The 18,570-nt window shown below is 67.4% G+C and carries 14 protein-coding genes and 1 pseudogene; 7 read left to right on the top strand and 8 right to left on the bottom strand.

Going from position 1 to position 18,570, the window contains the following annotated elements; translation table 11 throughout:
• Nucleotides 1–36 precede the first annotated feature (36 nt).
• Complete coding sequence (locus SM116_RS01400) at nt 37–1,311, top strand: RNA polymerase sigma factor (protein WP_320942681.1); 1,275 nt, start codon at nt 37–39, stop codon at nt 1,309–1,311.
• Here the strand turns inward: SM116_RS01400 and SM116_RS01395 are convergent.
• Both SM116_RS01395 and SM116_RS01390 read right to left on the bottom strand, forming a co-directional pair.
• A complete protein-coding gene (locus SM116_RS01395; protein WP_320942680.1) occupies nt 1,299–2,285 on the bottom strand; it encodes a ParB/RepB/Spo0J family partition protein in 987 nt (328 codons plus the stop codon). The genes SM116_RS01400 and SM116_RS01395 overlap by 13 nt on opposite strands.
• Complete coding sequence (locus SM116_RS01390; protein ID WP_320942679.1) at nt 2,285–3,217, bottom strand: ParA family protein; 933 nt, start codon at nt 3,215–3,217, stop codon at nt 2,285–2,287. The genes SM116_RS01395 and SM116_RS01390 overlap by 1 nt, the downstream gene beginning before the upstream one ends.
• A 1,678-nt stretch (nt 3,218–4,895) precedes the next feature.
• Here SM116_RS01390 and SM116_RS01385 point away from each other — a divergent pair.
• Nucleotides 4,896–4,997: pseudogene (locus tag SM116_RS01385) on the top strand (ParB/RepB/Spo0J family partition protein); the annotation flags it as partial.
• Between the two features lie 3,242 nt (nt 4,998–8,239).
• Here the strand turns inward: SM116_RS01385 and rsmG are convergent.
• Genes rsmG through rpmH form a run of 6 tightly spaced genes read right to left on the bottom strand, consistent with a single transcriptional unit; the run spans nt 8,240 to nt 11,337 of the window.
• A complete protein-coding gene (gene rsmG, locus SM116_RS01380) occupies nt 8,240–8,863 on the bottom strand; it encodes a 16S rRNA (guanine(527)-N(7))-methyltransferase RsmG (RefSeq protein WP_320942678.1) in 624 nt (207 codons plus the stop codon).
• 10 nt (nt 8,864–8,873) lie between these two features.
• Nucleotides 8,874–9,383 carry a Jag family protein gene (locus SM116_RS01375; protein ID WP_320942677.1) on the bottom strand — a complete coding sequence of 170 codons (510 nt, stop codon included), beginning with the start codon at nt 9,381–9,383 and terminating at the stop codon, nt 8,874–8,876.
• Nucleotides 9,384–9,406: 23 nt separating this feature from the next.
• Nucleotides 9,407–10,498 (bottom strand): membrane protein insertase YidC, encoded by a 1,092-nt coding sequence (gene yidC / locus SM116_RS01370; RefSeq protein ID WP_320942676.1) that lies wholly within the window; start codon nt 10,496–10,498, stop codon nt 9,407–9,409.
• A gap of 3 nt (nt 10,499–10,501) precedes the next feature.
• On the bottom strand, nt 10,502–10,858 hold the full coding sequence (gene yidD / locus SM116_RS01365) for a membrane protein insertion efficiency factor YidD (RefSeq protein ID WP_320942675.1): 357 nt from the start codon (nt 10,856–10,858) through the stop codon (nt 10,502–10,504).
• On the bottom strand, nt 10,855–11,190 hold the full coding sequence (gene rnpA / locus SM116_RS01360; RefSeq protein ID WP_320942674.1) for a ribonuclease P protein component: 336 nt from the start codon (nt 11,188–11,190) through the stop codon (nt 10,855–10,857). The genes yidD and rnpA overlap by 4 nt, the downstream gene beginning before the upstream one ends.
• A gap of 9 nt (nt 11,191–11,199) precedes the next feature.
• Entirely contained in the window at nt 11,200–11,337 is a 138-nt protein-coding gene (gene rpmH / locus SM116_RS01355; RefSeq protein ID WP_320942673.1) for a 50S ribosomal protein L34, read from the bottom strand.
• A 295-nt stretch (nt 11,338–11,632) separates the two neighbouring features.
• On the opposite strand from rpmH, the gene dnaA reads away from it, so the two are divergent.
• From dnaA to gyrB, 5 genes are all read left to right on the top strand, one after another.
• Nucleotides 11,633–13,042 (top strand): chromosomal replication initiator protein DnaA, encoded by a 1,410-nt coding sequence (gene dnaA / locus SM116_RS01350; RefSeq protein ID WP_320942672.1) that lies wholly within the window; start codon nt 11,633–11,635, stop codon nt 13,040–13,042.
• Between the two features lie 494 nt (nt 13,043–13,536).
• A complete protein-coding gene (dnaN, locus tag SM116_RS01345) occupies nt 13,537–14,688 on the top strand; it encodes a DNA polymerase III subunit beta (protein WP_320942671.1) in 1,152 nt (383 codons plus the stop codon).
• Between the two features lie 61 nt (nt 14,689–14,749).
• A complete protein-coding gene (gene recF / locus SM116_RS01340; RefSeq protein ID WP_320942670.1) occupies nt 14,750–15,907 on the top strand; it encodes a DNA replication/repair protein RecF in 1,158 nt (385 codons plus the stop codon).
• Nucleotides 15,900–16,388 (top strand): DciA family protein, encoded by a 489-nt coding sequence (locus tag SM116_RS01335; RefSeq protein WP_320942669.1) that lies wholly within the window; start codon nt 15,900–15,902, stop codon nt 16,386–16,388. Before recF ends, SM116_RS01335 begins: the two co-directional genes overlap by 8 nt.
• 123 nt (nt 16,389–16,511) lie before the next feature.
• Entirely contained in the window at nt 16,512–18,548 is a 2,037-nt protein-coding gene (gene gyrB / locus SM116_RS01330; protein ID WP_320942668.1) for a DNA topoisomerase (ATP-hydrolyzing) subunit B, read from the top strand.
• Nucleotides 18,549–18,570: the final 22 nt, after the last annotated feature.

Here is an 18,570-nt window from a genome sequence, read left to right as displayed (position 1 = left end):
GCCGACGCCGCATTCCCTGGTCCTAGGGTGGGAGCCGTGCCCGATCCACGCTCGAAAGACTCCGCCGTCGCCGACGTCGAGGCAGTCTGGCGCGAGGAGTCCGCGCGCATCGTGGCCTCTCTCGCCCGGTACACCGGCGACGTCGTGTGGGCAGAAGACCTGGCGCAGGATGCGTTCGTGGAAGCGCTGGACGCGTGGCCGGCTGACGGCATCCCGTCATCTCCCGGCGGGTGGCTCCTCACGGTGGGCCGGCGGCGGGCGATGGATGCGTGGCGCCGCGGCGAGCGGCTCGCCCGGCGCCAGGAGCTCTTGGCCAACGATCTGCGCGACGCGGAACGGGATCCCGTCGCCGACATCGGCGACCCCGACCGCATCGACGACGACACGCTGCGGCTCGTCTTCGTGTGCTGTCATCCGGTGCTGCCGGCCGCATCCCGACTCGCCCTCACGCTGCGGGTCGTCGCCGGCCTGACGACGGAGCAGATCGCGCGGATGATGCTGCTCACCACGGCCTCGGTTCAGCAGCGGATCGTCCGGGCGAAGCGTGACCTGCGCACGGCCGACGTCCCGTTCGAGGTGCCGGATCGCGCGGGTCGCCCGGCTCGGCTCGACAGCGTCCTCCAGGTGCTCCACCTCATGTTCACGGAGGGCTACGCGCCGAGCGTCGGCGACGAGGCCGTACGTGCCGACGTCGCCACAGATGCCGTCCGCGTCGCGCGCCTGCTCACGGCTCTTGCGCCGCAGAGCGCCGACACCTGGGCGCTGCTCGCTCTGATGGAGCTGCAGTCCTCGCGCTTCGCTGCCCGCCGTGACACGGCGGGGGAGCTGGTGACGATGGATGCGCAGGACCGCACGCTGTGGGACGTCACTGCCATCGCGCGCGGCCGTGAGTGCCTGGCGAGGTCGCTGGCTCTGAACGCCGACCCTGGTGTCTACGCGCTGCAGGCTCTCATCGCTCAGGAGCATGCCGTCGCAGGCTCGACCGACAAGACGGACTGGTCGCGCATTGCGGCCCTGTATGCCGCATTGGATGCCGTGCAGCCGTCCGCCGTCGTGCGCCTGAACCGCGCCGTTGCCGTCGCGATGTCGGGAGCGGTCAGGGAGGCGCTCTCACTCGTGGATGAGCTCGAGCGCTCGGGCGCGCTCGCGAGCTATCGGCCGCTGCAGGCGGTCAAGGCGGACCTGCTCGCCCGGTCGGGGGAGAGGGATGCCGCGGCCCGCACTTTCCGGGCTGCGGCGGAGCTCCCGGGCAATGCGGCCGAGGCCGCGCACCTGCGTCGCCGAGCCGCGGAGCTCGCTCAGATGCCGTAGGAGTCCTCGCCCAGCTCGGCGAGAATGCGGTTCAGGTCCTGAATGGTAGCGAAATCGATGTTGATCTGGCCTTTTCGCGCGGTGAGGCTGATCTTCACCCGGGTGTTGAGACGATCCCCGAGGCGATCGGCGATCTCGTCCAGGTGACCGCGACGGGCTCCCGCTTTGGGAGCAGGGCGCCTGATCTCCGTGGCATCCGTCCCCTTGGCGATGGCCTCAGCCGCCCGCACGGACAGGTCCTCGTTGACGATCTTGTCGGCCAGCTTCTGCATGGCGTCCGGACCGTCGAGCGACAGGATCGCGCGCGCGTGGCCCGCGCTCAGGACGCCGGCAGCGACCCGCTGCTGCACGGGAACCGGCAGTTTGAGCAGGCGGATCGTGTTGCTGATCTGCGGACGCGAGCGTCCGATGCGGGTGGCGAGCTCCTCCTGCGTGATGCCGAAGTCTTCGAGCAGCTGCTGGTAGGCCGATGCCTCTTCGAGCGGGTTCAGCTCGGAGCGGTGCAGGTTCTCGAGGAGCGCGTCGCGGAGGAGGTCCTCGTCGGCCGTGTCGCGGATGACGGCGGGGATCGACGTGAGGCCAGCCTCGCGGGCCGCACGGGTGCGGCGCTCGCCCATGATGAGCTCGTAGGTGCCACCTTCGGCTTCGCGCACGACGACGGGCTGCAGCACGCCGAACTCGCGGACGCTGTGGACGAGCTCGGCGAGGTGGTCCGCGTCGAAGTGGGTGCGCGGCTGGCGCGGGTTGGGGACGATGGCGTGCGGATCGATGTGCGCGAGGCGGGCGCCGGGGACGTCGACGAGTTCAGCGTGCGGCTGCTTCTCGCTCTCTTCAGCGACCGGAGTCCGAGCTCTTTTCACCGGTGCCGTCGTCGTGGCTGACGGGAAGAACACGTCGACCGGACGGTCCTCACTCATCTCGGTCGTGGGGATGAGGGCTCCGATGCCTCGGCCGAGTCCTGTTCGCTTTGCCATCAAGATGCCTTCTCTGGGGTGTCGTCGGTTCCGCGCTGCATGATCTCGACGGCAGCCTCGCGGTACGCGAGGGCGCCGGCCGACTGTCCGTCGTAGGCGATGACCGTCTGCCCGAAACTCGGAGCCTCCGAGACCCGGACGGAGCGGGGGATGACGGTATCCAGCACCTCGCGACTGAAGTGGGAGCGGACCTCTTCCGCAACCTGCTGCGCGAGGCGTGTGCGCCCGTCGTACATCGTCAGCAGGATCGTCGAGACATGCAGCCTCGGGTTGAGGTGCTTCTGGATCATGCGCACGTTTCCGAGCAGCTGGCTCAGACCTTCCAGTGCGTAATACTCGCATTGGATAGGGATGAGCACCTCTTGCGCCGCGGTGAAGGCGTTGATCGTCAGGAGTCCCAGCGAGGGCGGGCAGTCGATGATCACGAAGTGCGGAGGTTCGTCGAGCACAGACAGGTGGTCATCGAGTGCCGTCCGCAGCCGATGTTCGCGGGCGACCTGCGTCACCAGCTCGATCTCGGCCCCGGCGAGATGGATGGTGCTCGGCGCGCAGGTGAGGAGCGGCGATTCTGGGCTCGTCTGGATGATCTCGGACAACGGGAATTCGTCGATGAGCACGTCGTAGATGCTCGGTACGTCTGCCGAGTGGGGGATGCTCAGGGCAGTGGATGCATTCCCCTGCGGGTCGAGATCGATCACGAGGACGCGCGCGCCGAGATCCGCGAGGGATGCCGCGAGGTTGACGGCCGTGGTCGTCTTGCCGACCCCGCCCTTCTGGTTGGAAACAGTGATGACACGGGTTTCCGAGGGGAGTTCGACAACCGCGCCTTCCAGCGCACGACGGCGTGCGTTCAGGGCTGCGAGTTCGCGAGCGAGGGGGGTGTCGTGGTCATCGAACGACGTGTCGACCGCGGCGTTTTCGGGATGTTTCACGTGAAACGCTCTCTTTCTTCCCGGTCGCACACAACGTTTCCACTCTAACCCGCGGGGTTCGTCATGCCCGCGTGTCACCCCGGATCGGGCGGAACTTCGCTCGCGTGTGGGCTGTGGAGGAAGGATGCAAGGGTGTCACACCCGGCGAGCCCGAAGCAGACATCGTCGTCGACAGAGGGCAACGGGGCTGCCACCCAGCGCTGTGACTCGCTGCAGCTGGATTTCACGCTGGTTATGCACGGTACGCCTGCGCCACCCAGGCGTCGGTGGCAGCCGCGGCCGTGTTGCGCGCACGGCACCGTCATCCCGACTCGGGCTCGCGCGCCATCGGATCAGCGGTTCGCCGCACGTGATGTCAGGCTGGTGATGGTGCCGCCGGTGCGGGCGGCGGATGGGAGGGCGCCTCGGCTTCGCCGCGACATCCCCTCGTCGCCGCGGCCCGCCCGTCGTCGCGGCGGCCCGCGTGTCGGCTCCGCGGGCTGGAGCGCTGCCGTTCCCCGTGCGGTGTTGCTCGGCCAGTCAGGGGGAGCGCGCTCCGGAACCTGAAGTACGGGTTGTGGGTCGTCGCTCACGTGGAGTGCGCCGATCTGTCATTCTCGCGCCGCTCGTGTTTCACGTGAAACGCCAGATTCTTCACCGGAAGTGCCCGCGCAGAGGATGCGTGGTTGCCGCCGCAGCGCCGTGCGGCGTCACCGTGTTCCTCTTGGGCCGCACGGCCGGAACGTCGCAGGAGCTCTCTCGAGCCGAGGCATCATGCGCCGCGGAGCCACGCGAACACGTGGTCGTGCCGGGCGACGAGTATGCGGTGTGCCACGTCTGCCGCGGCGTGTCTGGTCGTGTCCGGTCGGGCGGGTCGGAGAGCAGCATGTTTCACGTGGAACATCATTGCTTCACGTCGTTGGCGTGCTCACGGCTCGGCTTCTCAGAGTTACCGACACTGGCCGCGGCTGCGGCCGGTGTGCCGCGTCGGCGGCGCCATCCGGAGGCACGCTTGGCGATTCCTGTTCCGAATCCCGTCCACGTGCGCCACCCTTGTGATCGCGGTCGCAGGCTGCTTCTCCACCACCGTTGGCCCACCGTTGACCCACCGTTGGCGCGGCGAGGAGCTGACTCCAGGTGCGAGGCGCACAGACTGCGGACGCGCCCACGTCCGCGACGTCGCCGAGCTGGTCGCGTGCGCGCGTCGATCCGCGCCCTTGCGCCGCCGTGGGGGAGCGCTCACCGCGGCCCCGACGGGCCCATCGTTCTGCTCGTGATATGTTCTGCGCCTCGGCCGCGGCTGCACGCGTGCGTTGGCCCGGACGAGTGGATCGCGAACTCGCTAGAGAGCGTCTCCCGCGAAACGGCGCGCGTGGCGTGACGATGGATGCGCTCTGTCGGTGCTGGGCAGCGGTGACCGGTCGGGGCGAGGGGACCGCGACCTCGCTGGACAGTGCTTCACAGGGAACGGCCGGCGTCGCCTGACCATGGATGCACGCTGTCGGTGGTGGGCCACGGGGAGGGGGAGGATTTCCGTACCCGGAGCACGAGCTCATTTCCGGATTCTGTGAGCGCTCGGACGACCGTCCCTGCCGTCGTTCCACGTGAAACATCGGTAGGGCGGCGCCCTCGCGTACCGCGAGGCTGCCGTCGAGATCATGCAGCGCGGAACCGACGACACCCCAGAGAAGGCATCTTGATGGCAAAGCGAACAGGACTCGGCCGAGGCATCGGAGCCCTCATCCCCACGACCGAGATGAGTGAGGACCGTCCGGTCGACGTGTTCTTCCCGTCAGCCACGACGACGGCACCGGTGAAAAGGGCTCGGACCCCGGTCGTTGAGCAGAGCGAGAAGCAGCCACATGGTGCTGCGAGATCCGCGGCGGGCAAGCGCCACAGACCGCGCATGCCGCGTGCGCGACCCTGACGCGCGATGGAGACTCCACACCTAGGCACCGGCCCATCCGGTTGTTTCACGTGAAACAGGCGTGTAGCCAGGTTCGCTGCCCGCAATTCCCAGAGATTGGCATCATCCAACGTACGCATTCCCGTTTGGAAGAACACTCTTGGCCTGGACTCCACGTCGCCGGTCCGTTCCACGTGAAACATGAGGAGCACCGAGATCCGCCACGGGCAGAGCCACGCTGTATCCGGCGGACGCCCTCCGACCTCTTGGGAACGTCGCTGAACCCCGGACTCGCACCGCCTGCCGTTTCACGTGAAACGCGAGGTGCTCCAGGCCCGCGCCAGCAGTGCTCGCGAGACCCCATCCGGCGTTCATATTCCCCGCGCGCCAGGAGTCTTCTCGTTACGACGCCAGTGCGTCCGCTCACGTGGAACATGATGTGCTGCGAGATCCGCCGCGGGCATGCGAACTCCGTATCCGGTGTGCGCCTTCCCGCGGAGGGAGCGTTTCTGCGCCCGGACTGTCGCCACCCGCCGTTTCACGTGAAACTTGATGTCCTGTGAGAGGCGCCGCGGGCAGGGCCACGCCGTATCCGGTGTGCGCCTTCCCACGGAGGGAGCTTCTCCGCACCCCGGACTCGCGCCACCCGCCGTTTCACGTGAAACTTGATGTCCTGTGAGAGGCGCCGCGGGCAGGGCCACGCCGTATCCGGTGTGCGCCTTCCCACGGAGGGAGCTTCTCTGCACCCCGGACTCGCGCCGCCCGCCGTTTCACGTGAAACATGATGTGCAGCGAGATTCCCCGCCGAACGTTCCTCGAGCACCGCGCATGCGGCGTGCGCACCCCGCTCGGGACCCGTCTCGCGTCTGCACTCCAGTCCGCCCCACCCATTCATCTGGAACACGCGGTGCTCCGGCCCGCCGCCAGCGATCCCTCGGAACCCACACATCCGCCGCATGCACTCCACGCTCCGGTGATCTCTCTTCGCCTGGACTGCAGCCCAACCAAGCCGTTTCACGTGAAACATGAGGTGCTTAATGACCAGCCGCCAGCAATACCGGGAGACGGCCCATCCGGCGTATGCATCTCGTCGACGACGCCGTACTTTTAGACCCCGCCACGCGCTCACGTTGCCGATCTTCCGGCGTCACCGCTTGGAGGCGTCCGGCCGTCAGCGCGCTTCACGCGAAGCATGTGCGCGAGATGGGCGGGTCAGACCCCCGCCGGCGAGATCCGCCGGGGCTCACGCCGCCTGCGCTGAAGCGCGCAGACGCCCCTACCTTCGGTGGGGAGAGCTTTGGGGCCAAGATGCCGCGCACGCTCGACGTGACACCTGCGCCAGGACCGGCACGTGGTCGCCCACCTCCGGGGCGGCGTCCTACGAGTAACGCGCGCTGATGGGTGCGCCGACCCCGCGCGCTCTCCCTCGGAAGAGTGGCGCCCACGCTCAGCCGCACGTTTCACGTGAAACATGCGGAGGGTGCAGCAGACGAACGGCCGCGCTGAGGAGTTCATCGGTGGCGAGGCGCCTGTGGACCCGCCATCCCGTGTCCGCACCGGCGCTCCGGGAGGACCTTCGCCCGGGGACCGAGGTCCGTCCCTCTCGTCTCACGTGAGCCTTCCGCCCGTGGGCGCACTCACACCGCAGCCCGTGCGCGGCTGCAGCCCGGGGCCGGGCAAGTACGCGGTCCAGAGCGGTCCCGTCCGCGCATCTCGCGTAAAGCGCTCCTTCCACTCGGATGTTCTCGACGCGTTCCACGCAAGACATCGCATCTGCCGCGCGCGTCGCCACAGGCGACGATTGCACGAGCCCAGGACGGACAGGTCCTCCGACCCGTGCAGGGGCAGCCGTGACGAGGATCCCCTTCGTCCGCTTGCCCGACTCCTACATCCGCCTCAAATCAGTTGGATCTGGCCGGGACTGGAACCGACCGGCACGAATCAGGACACAGCACGCCATCATCCACAGGGTGTAGACCTCCGCCGTTCCCTCTTCGTTGGCCTTTGCGCGCGTCGGTTGGTCCGTTCCGTCGTCGGGCTTTCACCCGCGGCGACAATCGCTCCACACCCAACCAGTTCGTTGCGCGTCTTGCCTCATTGGGGGAGGGGGCACGGGATGCTTGGGTCGACCTCGGAGAGACCCCGCCCGCGCGCCGCGGCCGACACTTTTCGAGGCGCATGACACACCGATTGGCGTGTGCACGCCAGCTAGCGTCCTCGCGCACCCCGCTTTGCCGGCAGGTGGCGCGCCTCCGGGGCCGGTCCTGGGCATGCCAAACCGCGCCGAGGAACGACCACACCTCGCGAAAGGTTTCACGTGAAACATTGGTCCCGCTCGACCGCTTCGACCCGCGCGCGTCCGCATTCAGAGGAGCACGCCCCAAAACGTGAGTCGCGTGCAACGCGGCGCACACCGACGTCCCCGGGGGATAGGGATGAACTGCGGGCCGGGGTCTTGCGGCGGACCGGCGCTCGGCACACCTTGGACGATCCCCGCAACCCCCGTCACCCGTGGGTGAACGATCACGCCCAGCCCCCGCGTGGGTCTCGCTATGCGAACCCCCGCGCGGTCTGGACGCTTCGAGCGGATCTCCGTGCGGGCGACAGGGCCGTTGCACGTGAAACATCAGTCGGTCCGGATCGCGGCCCGTCCCGAACGACGGTGACCGTGTCGAGGTATGCGGGGAAGAACAACTCGGAACCCGTGGGCCGCAGTGCTGCAGAGAACTCGGACCCAGGTCCGATGCAGGTCCAAGCCGAACACGAAGAGGGCTACAAGTGCGCGGTTTTGATCCGGCTCAGACCCGCATCACTCGCCGCGCTTCGTCTACAGACCCACCGGTCCACGGATGCAGGGCGCGCCCCAAGATGCGGGGCGACGCGCCGAACCACCGAGCAGGCGACGAGAACCTACCCGCGTGCGATTCTCAGCCCAGGGCGCCGTCCATGTCACATCGTGCCTGCGCGACCGGCGCCAGACTGCGGGCCAGTACGACAACCGTCTCCAGGCGGCGTCATGACGATCTGCTTGAGCAAGCTCAGGCCCCCGCGTGTTTCACGTGAAACTCGATCGCACGACGGCGATCACAGCAGGGACCTCCATACCGGTGCACTTCAGGCACCTTCAAGCCTGCGCGTCAGCGTACGTTCGCTGTCACGACGCGCGTGGGCTCGGCGAGCACGCCCTCGCCCAGCACCGACACCTTCACGTCGGACAGCCGGAACTTCTTGATCTGCTTCTCGGCTGCCGCGACCTCGGCAGCCGCGTTCACACCCTTCAACAGGATGAGCCGGCCTCCATCGCGGACCAGGGGAGCGGTCAGCGGAATAAGGGTGCGCAGTGCACTGACAGCCCGGGCGGTCGCGGCATCCAGAACCGGTCCACCGCGCCAGTCCTCGGCGCGTGCACGCACGACCTCGATGTTCTCCAGCCCGAGCTCCGACACCTGTTCGTTCAGCCACGCCACGCGCCGCTCCATCGGCTCGATGAGAACCCACTCGACATCCGGCCGAGCGATGGCGAGCACCAGTCCAGGCAGCCCGGCGCCCGAGCCGACGTCGCCGACCCGGCCGGCGAAGAGGGGAGCGGCGATGACGCTGTTCAGAACGTGGCGCGTCCACAATCGCGGAAGCTCGAGGGGCCCGATGAGGCCGCGCTCCTCGCCGTGCTCGGCCAGCGCCGCCACGAACTGGCGGGCGACATCGATGCGAGCACCGAAGAGTTCTGCCGCCTCGGACGGCTCGGGTTCGAGAGTCGACATGCCGGACGGATCAGCCGCGGCGGATGACCGTGTGGCGGTCGGCACCCTCGCCGTACGACTCAGAGACGTAGCCCCGCTCGGCCACGATGTCGTGCACCAGCTTGCGCTCGTAGCTTGACATGGCGGGCAAGGACGCCTGGGACGCACCATCCTCCAGCCGTGCGATCGCTCGGTCGACGAGCGTCCCGAGCTGCTGCTCGCGGGTGTCCCGCGAACCGCCGATGTCGAGGATGAGCCGCGAGAAGCGGCCCGTGCGCGTCTGCACTGCGATGCGCGTCAGCTCTTGCAGCGCCTGCACGGTGTCGGGCTCCGACAGCAGACTCAGCGTGCCGGTGCCGTCGGCCTCCACAGAGACGTACGCACGGCCGGCACGGACATCCAGGGCCAGGTCGCCGTCGATGTCGGCGATGTCGAGCAGTCCCTCCAGGAAGTCCGCAGCGATGTCACCCTCCTGCTCCAGCTGTGCGACGGTCGCCTGACCCTCGGTGGATGAGTCGGCGGTGACGGGAGAGTCGGTCATAGCTCGTTCCTACAATCGATGGATCAGGAGGTCTGTGCGCTGTCGGCGCCGGTGTCACGCGACGAGGCGCTCGAGCCTCCACCCGCGGTGGCCGGACCCTTCTGCCCCTGCTTCTTGGCACGCTGCTTGCTCACCGGCTGCTGGCGCTTCGGGGCCGCGGCACGCGCCTTCTCGGCTTCTTCGAGCAGACGCTGCTGCTCGGCCTGGTACTTCTCGAGCGAGATGATCTTGCCGTTCGCATCGATGGCCTTGCCCTTGCGAGCGAGACGCTCCTCCCGCTCCTTGGCCGCCTGCGAACCCGGAGTCGGGAGATTGCGGATGACGAGGAACTGCTGCACAGCGGTCCAGATGTTCGACGTGAACCAGTAGATGACGACGCCCAGCGGGAAGAAGATGCCCGAGAACACGAACGCGAACGGCAGGATGTAGAGCATCACGCGCTGCATCTGGTACGCCTGGCCCTGCTTGGCCTCGGGGGAGAGGTTCTTCGAGACGATCTGCAGCTGGGTGAAGAACTGCGACGCGATCATCAGCACGACGAGGGTGACCATGATGGCGACGGTGGTCTGCCACCCGACCGGCTGCGTCTTGATCGTGTCGACGAGAGACTCGTGCAGCGACGCGACGCCGAAGAGCTTCGCGTTGTAGAACTCGAGCGTCAGCTCAGGCGTCAGCGGGCCGACACCGCCGTGACCGCTCTTCGCATTCGTTGAGACCCCGTTGAGCACGCTGTACAGCGAGAAGAACACCGGCATCTGCACGAGAAGTGGGAGACAGCCGGAGACGGGGGATGTTCCGTTCCTCTTGTACAGGGCCATCGTCTCGCGGCTCATCGCCTCACGAGAGAGCTGATCGCGCTTGCCCTTGTACTTCTCCTGGATCTTCTTGAGTTCCGGCGCGATCTCCATCATCTTGCGCTGGCTCTTGATCTGCTTGACGAACAGCGGGATCAGGGCCGCGCGGACCACGATCACCAGTCCGATGATGGCGAGCACCCATGTCAGGCCGTCCGCCGGGGGCATGCCGAGAAAGGTGAAGAGACCGTGCCAGGCGACGAGGATGAGCTCGACGACCCATTTCAGCGGCCAGAGGATGATTCCGAGGAGATCCGGCAAGGATCAGTCCTTTCTCAGGGGGACGACGTATCCGCGCGGCGTGAGCTCGAAGCGGAAGTTCTTGTGCGCGGGCGGGTCGTCCACGCCACCGGCCGCCCACGGGTGGCACCGGGCGATCCGGGCCGCCGCGAGCAACGAGCCCTTGACGGCTCCGTGCTGCTGCACCGCGCCGACCGCGTACGCGGAGCATGACGGGTAGTAACGGCAGACATCGCCGTAGGTGTGCGAGATCGTCGCGCGATAGCCGTGCAGCAGCGCGAGGACGGCGTTGCGAGGCAGGAGGGGGATGGCGCTACTCAGGTCCGACCCCTCGAAGCGGCCGTCGCCGATCGATGCCATCGGGAGACTCGCGCCGCTCATGCGGCCCTCCGCGGCAGATGGCGCTGCACATCCGCGCGCAGGTCCTGGAAGGATGCGCCGGCCGCGACGGGCAGCGCGCGGAGGACGATGTCCGAGCCGGCCTCCACAGACGGCAGCGCTTCCGCGCAAATGGCCTTCAGGCGTCGGCGGACCGTGTTGCGCACGACGGCTCCGCCCACCTGCTTGCTCACGATGAAGCCGAAGCGGGTCGCCCGATCCTCGCCGGATGCCGCCACGTAGACAACGGCGTTCGCACCGGCGCGCCGACGGCCCCGACGGACGACTGCCTTATAGTCCGCGCCGCGGGTCAGACGATTCGGCCGCGCCAGCACCGTGTGGATTCAGGCCGAGAGCTCGCTGCGCCCCTTGGCGCGGCGAGCCGAAAGGATGGCGCGGCCGGCACGCGTGTGCATGCGGGCGCGGAAGCCGTGCTTCTTGGCACGACGACGGTTGTTGGGCTGGAAGGTGCGCTTGGTCATGGGATCACTCCGGATCAGGTCTCACCGGAAGGCTCGGCTCCGGGAAGGTCGGGACGGACTGCCGTTCAGGCATAAGTCAACCGATTAAGGCTACGTCGTCGGGCCTGAGAACTCAAACCGAAAGGCCTCACGAGGCATTATCCACAACCTGTGAGCAACCCCTGGCAGGGACACGCACCCCGGTTCTACAGTGGAGTTTGCTCTGCGACGCACCCCTGACTAGCGTGGCACGGGCACTTATCCACAGGCACTCGGCATCCGTCGGCCCGGTGGTTCTCACACACCCGGGGGGGCAATGGCACCGCAGGAGATTCCGGACGTTCCGGTATGGACGGCAGTCCTCGACGTCCTCGTCGACGACGACCGGATCACCCCGCAGTTGCATGGATTCCTGAGCCTCGCCGTACCTCAGGGCGTCATGGGCGGCACGCTCTACCTGGACGTCCCCAACGATCTGACCGCCGCGCAGATCAACAAGAGGATGCGCGCGCCGATCCTCGAGGCGCTCGAGCGGGTGGATGCCGAGCCCGTCGTCAGCGCGTTCCGCGTCGTCGTCAACCCCGATCTGACCGACAGCCCCGCGCCGACGGTCGCCGTCGCATCCACCAGCGCGGTACCGGATCCGCCGATCGCGCGACCCGTCGCCGCCGAGCCGATCGATCAGACGCCGTCCCGCAGCGACACCCGACTGAACCCGAAGTACACCTTCGACAACTTCGTCATCGGGCAGTCCAACCGCTTCGCGCACGCCGCAGCCGTCGCCGTCGCCGAAGCGCCGGCGAAGGCGTACAACCCGCTCTTCATCTACGGCGACTCGGGCCTCGGCAAGACCCACCTCCTCCACGCGATCGGCGACTATGCGCAGAGCCTCTACGCCGGCATCCGCGTGCGCTACGTCTCGAGCGAAGAGTTCACGAACGACTTCATCAACTCGATCGCCAACAACCGCGGCTCGGCGTTCCAGGCCCGCTATCGCGATGTCGACATCCTCCTGATCGACGACATCCAGTTCCTGCAGGGACGTGCGGAGACGCAGGAGGCGTTCTTCCACACGTTCAACACCCTCCACGACCACGACAAGCAGGTCGTCATCACGAGCGACGTGCCGCCCAAGCACCTCACCGGCTTCGAGGATCGGATGCGGAGCCGCTTCGAGTGGGGCCTCATCACGGACGTCCAGGCACCCGACCTCGAGACCCGCATCGCGATCCTCCGCAAGAAGGCGCAGAGCGAGCGCCTGCAGATCCCGGACGACGTGCTCGAGTACATCGCGACCGTCGTCTCCTCGAACATCCGCGAACTCGAGGGCGCCCTCATCCGTGTGTCCGCGTTCGCGAGCCTCAACCGCTCCACGCTCGACATGTCGCTCGCTCAGACCGTGCTGCGCGACATCGTCGATCAGGACGACGCCAACGTCATCTCGCCGACGGACATCATCACGGCGACGGCCGCATACTTCAAGCTCTCCGTCGACGACCTCTACGGCTCGAGCCGCTCGCAGGCCGTCGCGACGGCACGCCAGATCGCGATGTACCTCTGTCGGGAGCGCACCAGCCTGTCGCTCCCCAAGATCGGCCAGCTCTTCGGCAACCGCGATCACACGACGGTGATGTACGCCTACAAGAAGATCAGCGACCTCATGAAAGAACGCCGCTCGATCTACAACCAGGTCACCGAGATCACCACGCAACTCGGCCGTCGCTGACCCTCTCGCGACCGCATTGCGCTCCTCGGGCCGCATTCAGCGACCGCTCAGCAGACGCTCAGACGCTTGCCGGATGCATGCGCGTCAACGCATGCGCCACTCGCACTTGACACGAGCGCTCCCGCGCACCATCATGCCCGTTCTTCACAGTGTGGATAACCTGTGGATAACTCGGCTCGAGGGTCGGAACGCTGTGAGCGGATGACTCGGGCCTGTGGAGAACCGAATCACATCGATCGGCGCTCGCCGGAGTGGCTCCCGCGTGATTCCGCAGGTCTTCCACAAGTCACAACCGTGTAGTTCCCATGAGCCGTCTACTGTCCACGGACTTATCCACAGTTTCCACAACTGTTAACAAGATGACAGAGACAGATAGATACAGCCCCGCTCGATCACCTTCGCGAGATCGATCCGGCCCGATCCGGTCCTCTACCGATCGGGGCAGGGTCGGGCACTAGCATGGGAGGCCCAGCCAGATGTCGAGGGAGCGTCCCGTGAAGTTCCACGTCAATCGCGATGTGTTCAGCGAAGCCGTGTCATTCGTGGTCAAGCTCCTGCCGCAGCGGAATCCACAGCCGATCCTCGCGGGCGTGCTGATCGAGGCCGGCGACGACGGACTGTCGCTCTCGGCGTTCGACTACGAGGCATCCGCACGCACCACGATCGAGGCCACGGTCGACGAGCCCGGCACGATCCTCGTGCACGGCCGGCTGCTGGCCGACATCGCGAGCAAACTCCCGAACGCGCCGATCCAGATCGCGGTCGACGAGGACGGCGGCATCGTGCTGACCTGCGGCTCGGCGCGCTTCACCCTCTCGGCCATGCCCGTTCAGGAGTACCCCGCGATTCCCGAGGTCTCCGGCGAGTCCGGTCTCGTGCGCGCGGAGGACTTCGGAACCTCGATCTCGCAGGTCGCGTTCGCCGCCTCGCGAGACGACGTCACCCCTGTGCTCACCGGAGTGCAGCTCGAGGTGAGCGGCACCCACCTCAGCCTCGTCGCGACCGACCGCTACCGCGTCGCGCTCCGCCAGATCCCATGGGACGGCGGCCGCGCAGCATCCGACGACACCACGACGGCGCTCGTCCCCGCCCGAACGCTCACCGAGGTCGGCAAGACATTCGCCCATGGCGGCGACATCTCCATCGCCTTCTCGGGCACGGGAGATCGCGAGATCATCGCGTTCAGCTCCGGAGACAGGACCGTCACGTCCCTCCTGATCAAGGGCAACTTCCCGCCCGTGCGCCGGCTGTTCCCCGAGCAGACCGACCACTATGCGGTGGTCAACACGGGCGATCTCATGGAAGCGGTCCGCCGCGTGTCGCTCGTCCTCGACCGGTCGGCACCGCTCCGCTTCACCTTCACGACCGAGGGCGTGTCGATGGATGCCTCGGGCACCGAGCAGGCGCGGGCATCCGAGTCGGTGGATGCCACTCTCACCGGCGAGGAGGTCACCCTCGGCCTGAACCCGCAGTACCTGCTCGAGGCACTGGGCGCGGTGCGCAGCGAGTTCACCCGCATCACGTTCACTTCGAGCGAGAACCAGAACAAGCTCAGCCCCGTCCTGATCACGCCGCAGACATCGATCGAGAAGGGCGGCGAGGACTCGTTCAAGTACCTGCTGCAGCCCAACCTGCTGCTGCGCTGACCTCCCACCGCGGATCATCGCCGTCGGTCCCGACGTCAGGGCGCTTCATTAGGCTTGACCGGTGATCGTGGAGCATGTGAGTCTCGTCGACTTCCGCAACTATGCGGCCGCCGACGTGGCGCTCGGCCCCGGTCCACAGGTGTTCATCGGACGCAACGGCCAGGGCAAGACGAATCTGGCCGAAGCCGTCGCCTACTTCGCGACCGTCGGCTCGCATCGTGTCTCGTCAGACGCGCCCATGGTGCGTGACGGGGCGGATGCCGCGATCGTCCGGACCCGCCTCGCCCACGGCGAGCGCCACGTCGGCCTCGAGGTGCAGATCAATCGGCAGGGGCCCAACAAGGCGAGGGTCAACGGCGCGAACGTGCGTCCGTCTGAGCTGCCCCGCTATGCGCAGGTCGTCCTCTTCGCCCCCGAGGACCTGCAGATCGTCCGCGGGGATCCCTCGGGGCGCCGCCGCTTCATCGACCAGCTGCTCGCACAGCGCACACCCCGGATGTCGGCGGTCCTCGCCGACTACGACCGCGTGCTCCGCCAGCGCAACGCGCTGCTGAAGTCCGCACGTGCCCGCGGCGTGAAGGGTGACGCACTCTCCACGCTCGATGTGTGGGACGACAAGCTCGTCTCGCTCGGCACACAGGTGATCGAGGCGCGCCTGGCGCTCGCATCCGACCTCGCTCAGCCGCTCGCGGACGCCTACACCGTCATCGCGGGTGCCGATCATTCAGCCGAACTCGAGTGGGCCCTCTCCGTGCGCGGCGTCGACCCCGAAGATGGCGAGGACGCGGACGACGACGATTCGGTGGATGCGTCGATCACCGACATGTTCCGCCAGGCGCTCGCATCGAGGCGCACGGCCGAGCTCGACCGGGGAATGACCCTCGTCGGCCCCCACCGTGACGATCTGCTCCTGCGCGTGCGCGGACTGCCGGTCAGAGGATACGCGTCGCACGGCGAATCGTGGTCGGTGGCGCTGGCGCTCCGGCTCGCATCGGCTGAGCTGCTGCGCGCCGAGTCGCTTCTCGGCGACCCCGTGCTGATCCTCGACGACGTGTTCGCCGAGCTCGACGCCGAACGCCGCGCACGGCTCGCCGACATCGCGGCGGGCTTCGAGCAGGTGATCGTCACGGCCGCGGTCGAGCAGGACGTGCCGGCGAACCTCCGCGGCCGGGTCATCCGCATCGAGGCAGGCACGATCCTCGGGACCGAGGATGCCTGAACCCGAGCCGGAGATCCCGGAGACGATCGCGACGTACCTGCGGTTGCGCGGCCTCGAGCCGTCGGCCCGGCGCAAACGCCGCAAGCGGAGGACGGGCGACGACGAGGCGCAGCCTTTCATGCCCGGCCGTGACCCGCAGGGCATCGGCGACGTCCTCGGTGCCCTCACCCGCGACTCGGGATGGAATCCGCATCTCGCGCGCGAGGATCTCGTGCGTCGATGGGACGAAGTGGCCGGCGCAGAGACTGCGAGGCACACGCATCCCGTCGACCTCACCGACGGAACCCTGACCATCAAGTGCGACTCGACGGCCTGGGCGAAGCAGCTCCAGCTGATTCGGGCGCACGTGCTCACCGAGATCCTTCGGCGCTTCCCCGAAGCGGGTGTGGAGAACTTGCGCTTCCTCGGGCCGGACGTCCCCTCCTGGAAATGGGGTACCAGAGCCGTTCCAGGCCGCGGTCCACGCGATACCTACGGCTGAGACACCTCAGCAGCCTCAGACACCGATTTGGAGGCCTCAGCGGGCGTTTTCCCACTGAAGCCGCCCTCCCGCACGATAGGATGGAAGCACAGCCGCTGGACGAATCGGAGAGCGCGAACACCTATGACGTCAGATACCACCGCAAGCGTTCCCGAGGACGACACTTCGGCGCAGCAGCCCACTCCTCGCAACGATTACGGAGCCGACGCCATCCAGGTGCTCGAAGGCCTCGAAGCCGTGCGCAAGCGCCCCGGCATGTACATCGGCTCGACCGGTGAGCGCGGCCTCCACCACCTCGTGCAGGAGATCGTCGACAACTCCGTCGACGAGGCGCTCGCCGGCTACTGCGACGAGATCGTCGTCACGATCCTCGAGGACGGCGGCGTGCGCTGCGTCGACAACGGCCGCGGCATCCCGGTCGACCCGCACTCGTCCGACCCGTCGAAGTCCACCGTCGAGGTCGTCCTCACCGTCCTGCACGCCGGCGGCAAGTTCGGCGGCGGCGGTTACGCGGTCTCCGGTGGTCTGCACGGTGTCGGCTCCTCGGTCGTGAACGCGCTGTCGAGCCGGCTCGACGTCGAGGTGAAGCGCCAGGGTCACGTATGGCGCCAGTCCTTCCGCGACGGCGGAGTCCCTGAGGGGCCGCTCGCCAAGGGCGAGGAGACGGATGAGACGGGCACGACGATCACGTTCTGGCCGGACCCGACGATCTTCGAGAGCGTCCACTTCGACTACGTCACCCTGCGCACGCGCTTCCAGCAGATGGCGTTCCTCAACAAAGGCCTCAGCATCACGCTGACCGACGAGCGCCCCGAATCGGCGTATCCGTCGGAAGGCACGGACGAGACGCCGATCACCCCGTCCGAGACCTACCTCTACGAGCGCGGCCTCGTGGACTACGTCGAGTACCTCAACAAGCTGCGCCGTACGGACGTCGTCAACGACGAGATCATCGACTTCGAGTCCGAGGACCCCGAGCGCAAGATCGCCATGGAGATGGCCTTGCAGTGGACGACGAGTTACACCGAGAACGTCTTCACGTTCGCCAACACCATCAACACGCACGAGGGCGGCACGCACGAGGAGGGCTTCCGGGCAGCGCTCACGGCGCTCGTCAACAAGTACGCCCGCGCCAACAACCTCCTGAAGGATCGCGACGACAACCTCTCCGGCGAGGACGTGCGCGAGGGGCTCACGGCCGTCATCTCGGTGAAGCTGTCGGAGCCCCAGTTCGAGGGGCAGACCAAGACCAAGCTCGGCAACACCGAGGCGAAGGCGTTCGTGCAGAAGGTCGTCGGCGACCGGCTCGGTGACTGGTTCGACCGCAACCCCACCCAGGCCAGAAGCATCATCCGCAAGTCGATCGACGCGGCCAGTGCCCGCATGGCCGCCCGCAAGGCGCGCGAGACGGCGCGCCGCAAGGGCTTCCTCGAGACGAGCGGGATGCCGGGCAAGCTCAGCGACTGCAGCTCGAAGGACCCGGTCATCTCCGAGATCTTCCTGGTCGAGGGAGACTCCGCCGGCGGTTCGGCCAAGACCGGCCGCAACCCCGCGACCCAGGCCATCCTGCCGCTGCGGGGCAAGATCCTGAACGTCGAGAAGGCGCGGCTGGACCGTGCGTTGGGCAACGCAGAGATCCAGGCCATGATCACGGCGTTCGGCACCGGCATCGGCGAGGACTTCAACCCCGAGAAGGCCCGCTACCACAAGATCGTGCTGATGGCGGATGCCGATGTCGACGGCCAGCACATCACGACGCTGCTGCTCACGCTCCTGTTCCGGTACATGCGCGGGCTCATCGAGATGGGCTACGTGTACCTGGCGCAGCCGCCTCTCTACCGCTTGAAGTGGACGAACGCCGAACACGAGTACGTGTACTCCGACCGCGAGCGGGACGCACTCCTGGCCGCCGGCCTGGCCGCCGGCAAGCGCCTGCAGAAGGAGAACGGCGTCCAGCGCTACAAGGGTCTGGGCGAGATGAACCACCAGGAGCTGTGGGAGACGACGATGAATCCCGAGTCCCGCACGCTGCTGCAGGTCACGATGGATGACGCCGCGGCCGCGGACGAAATCTTCTCGACGCTCATGGGCGACGACGTCGAAAGTCGCCGCTCATTCATCCAGCAGAACGCGAAGGATGTTCGCTTCCTCGACATCTGATCGCCGCGCTTTCAGCGCCTGA

This window comes from Microbacterium rhizosphaerae (assembly GCF_034120055.1).
GTDB classification, from domain to species: Bacteria; Actinomycetota; Actinomycetes; order Actinomycetales; family Microbacteriaceae; genus Microbacterium; species Microbacterium rhizosphaerae.
Note: the sequence above shows the minus strand (reverse complement) of the source record. Positions and strands in the feature narration are given on the sequence as shown.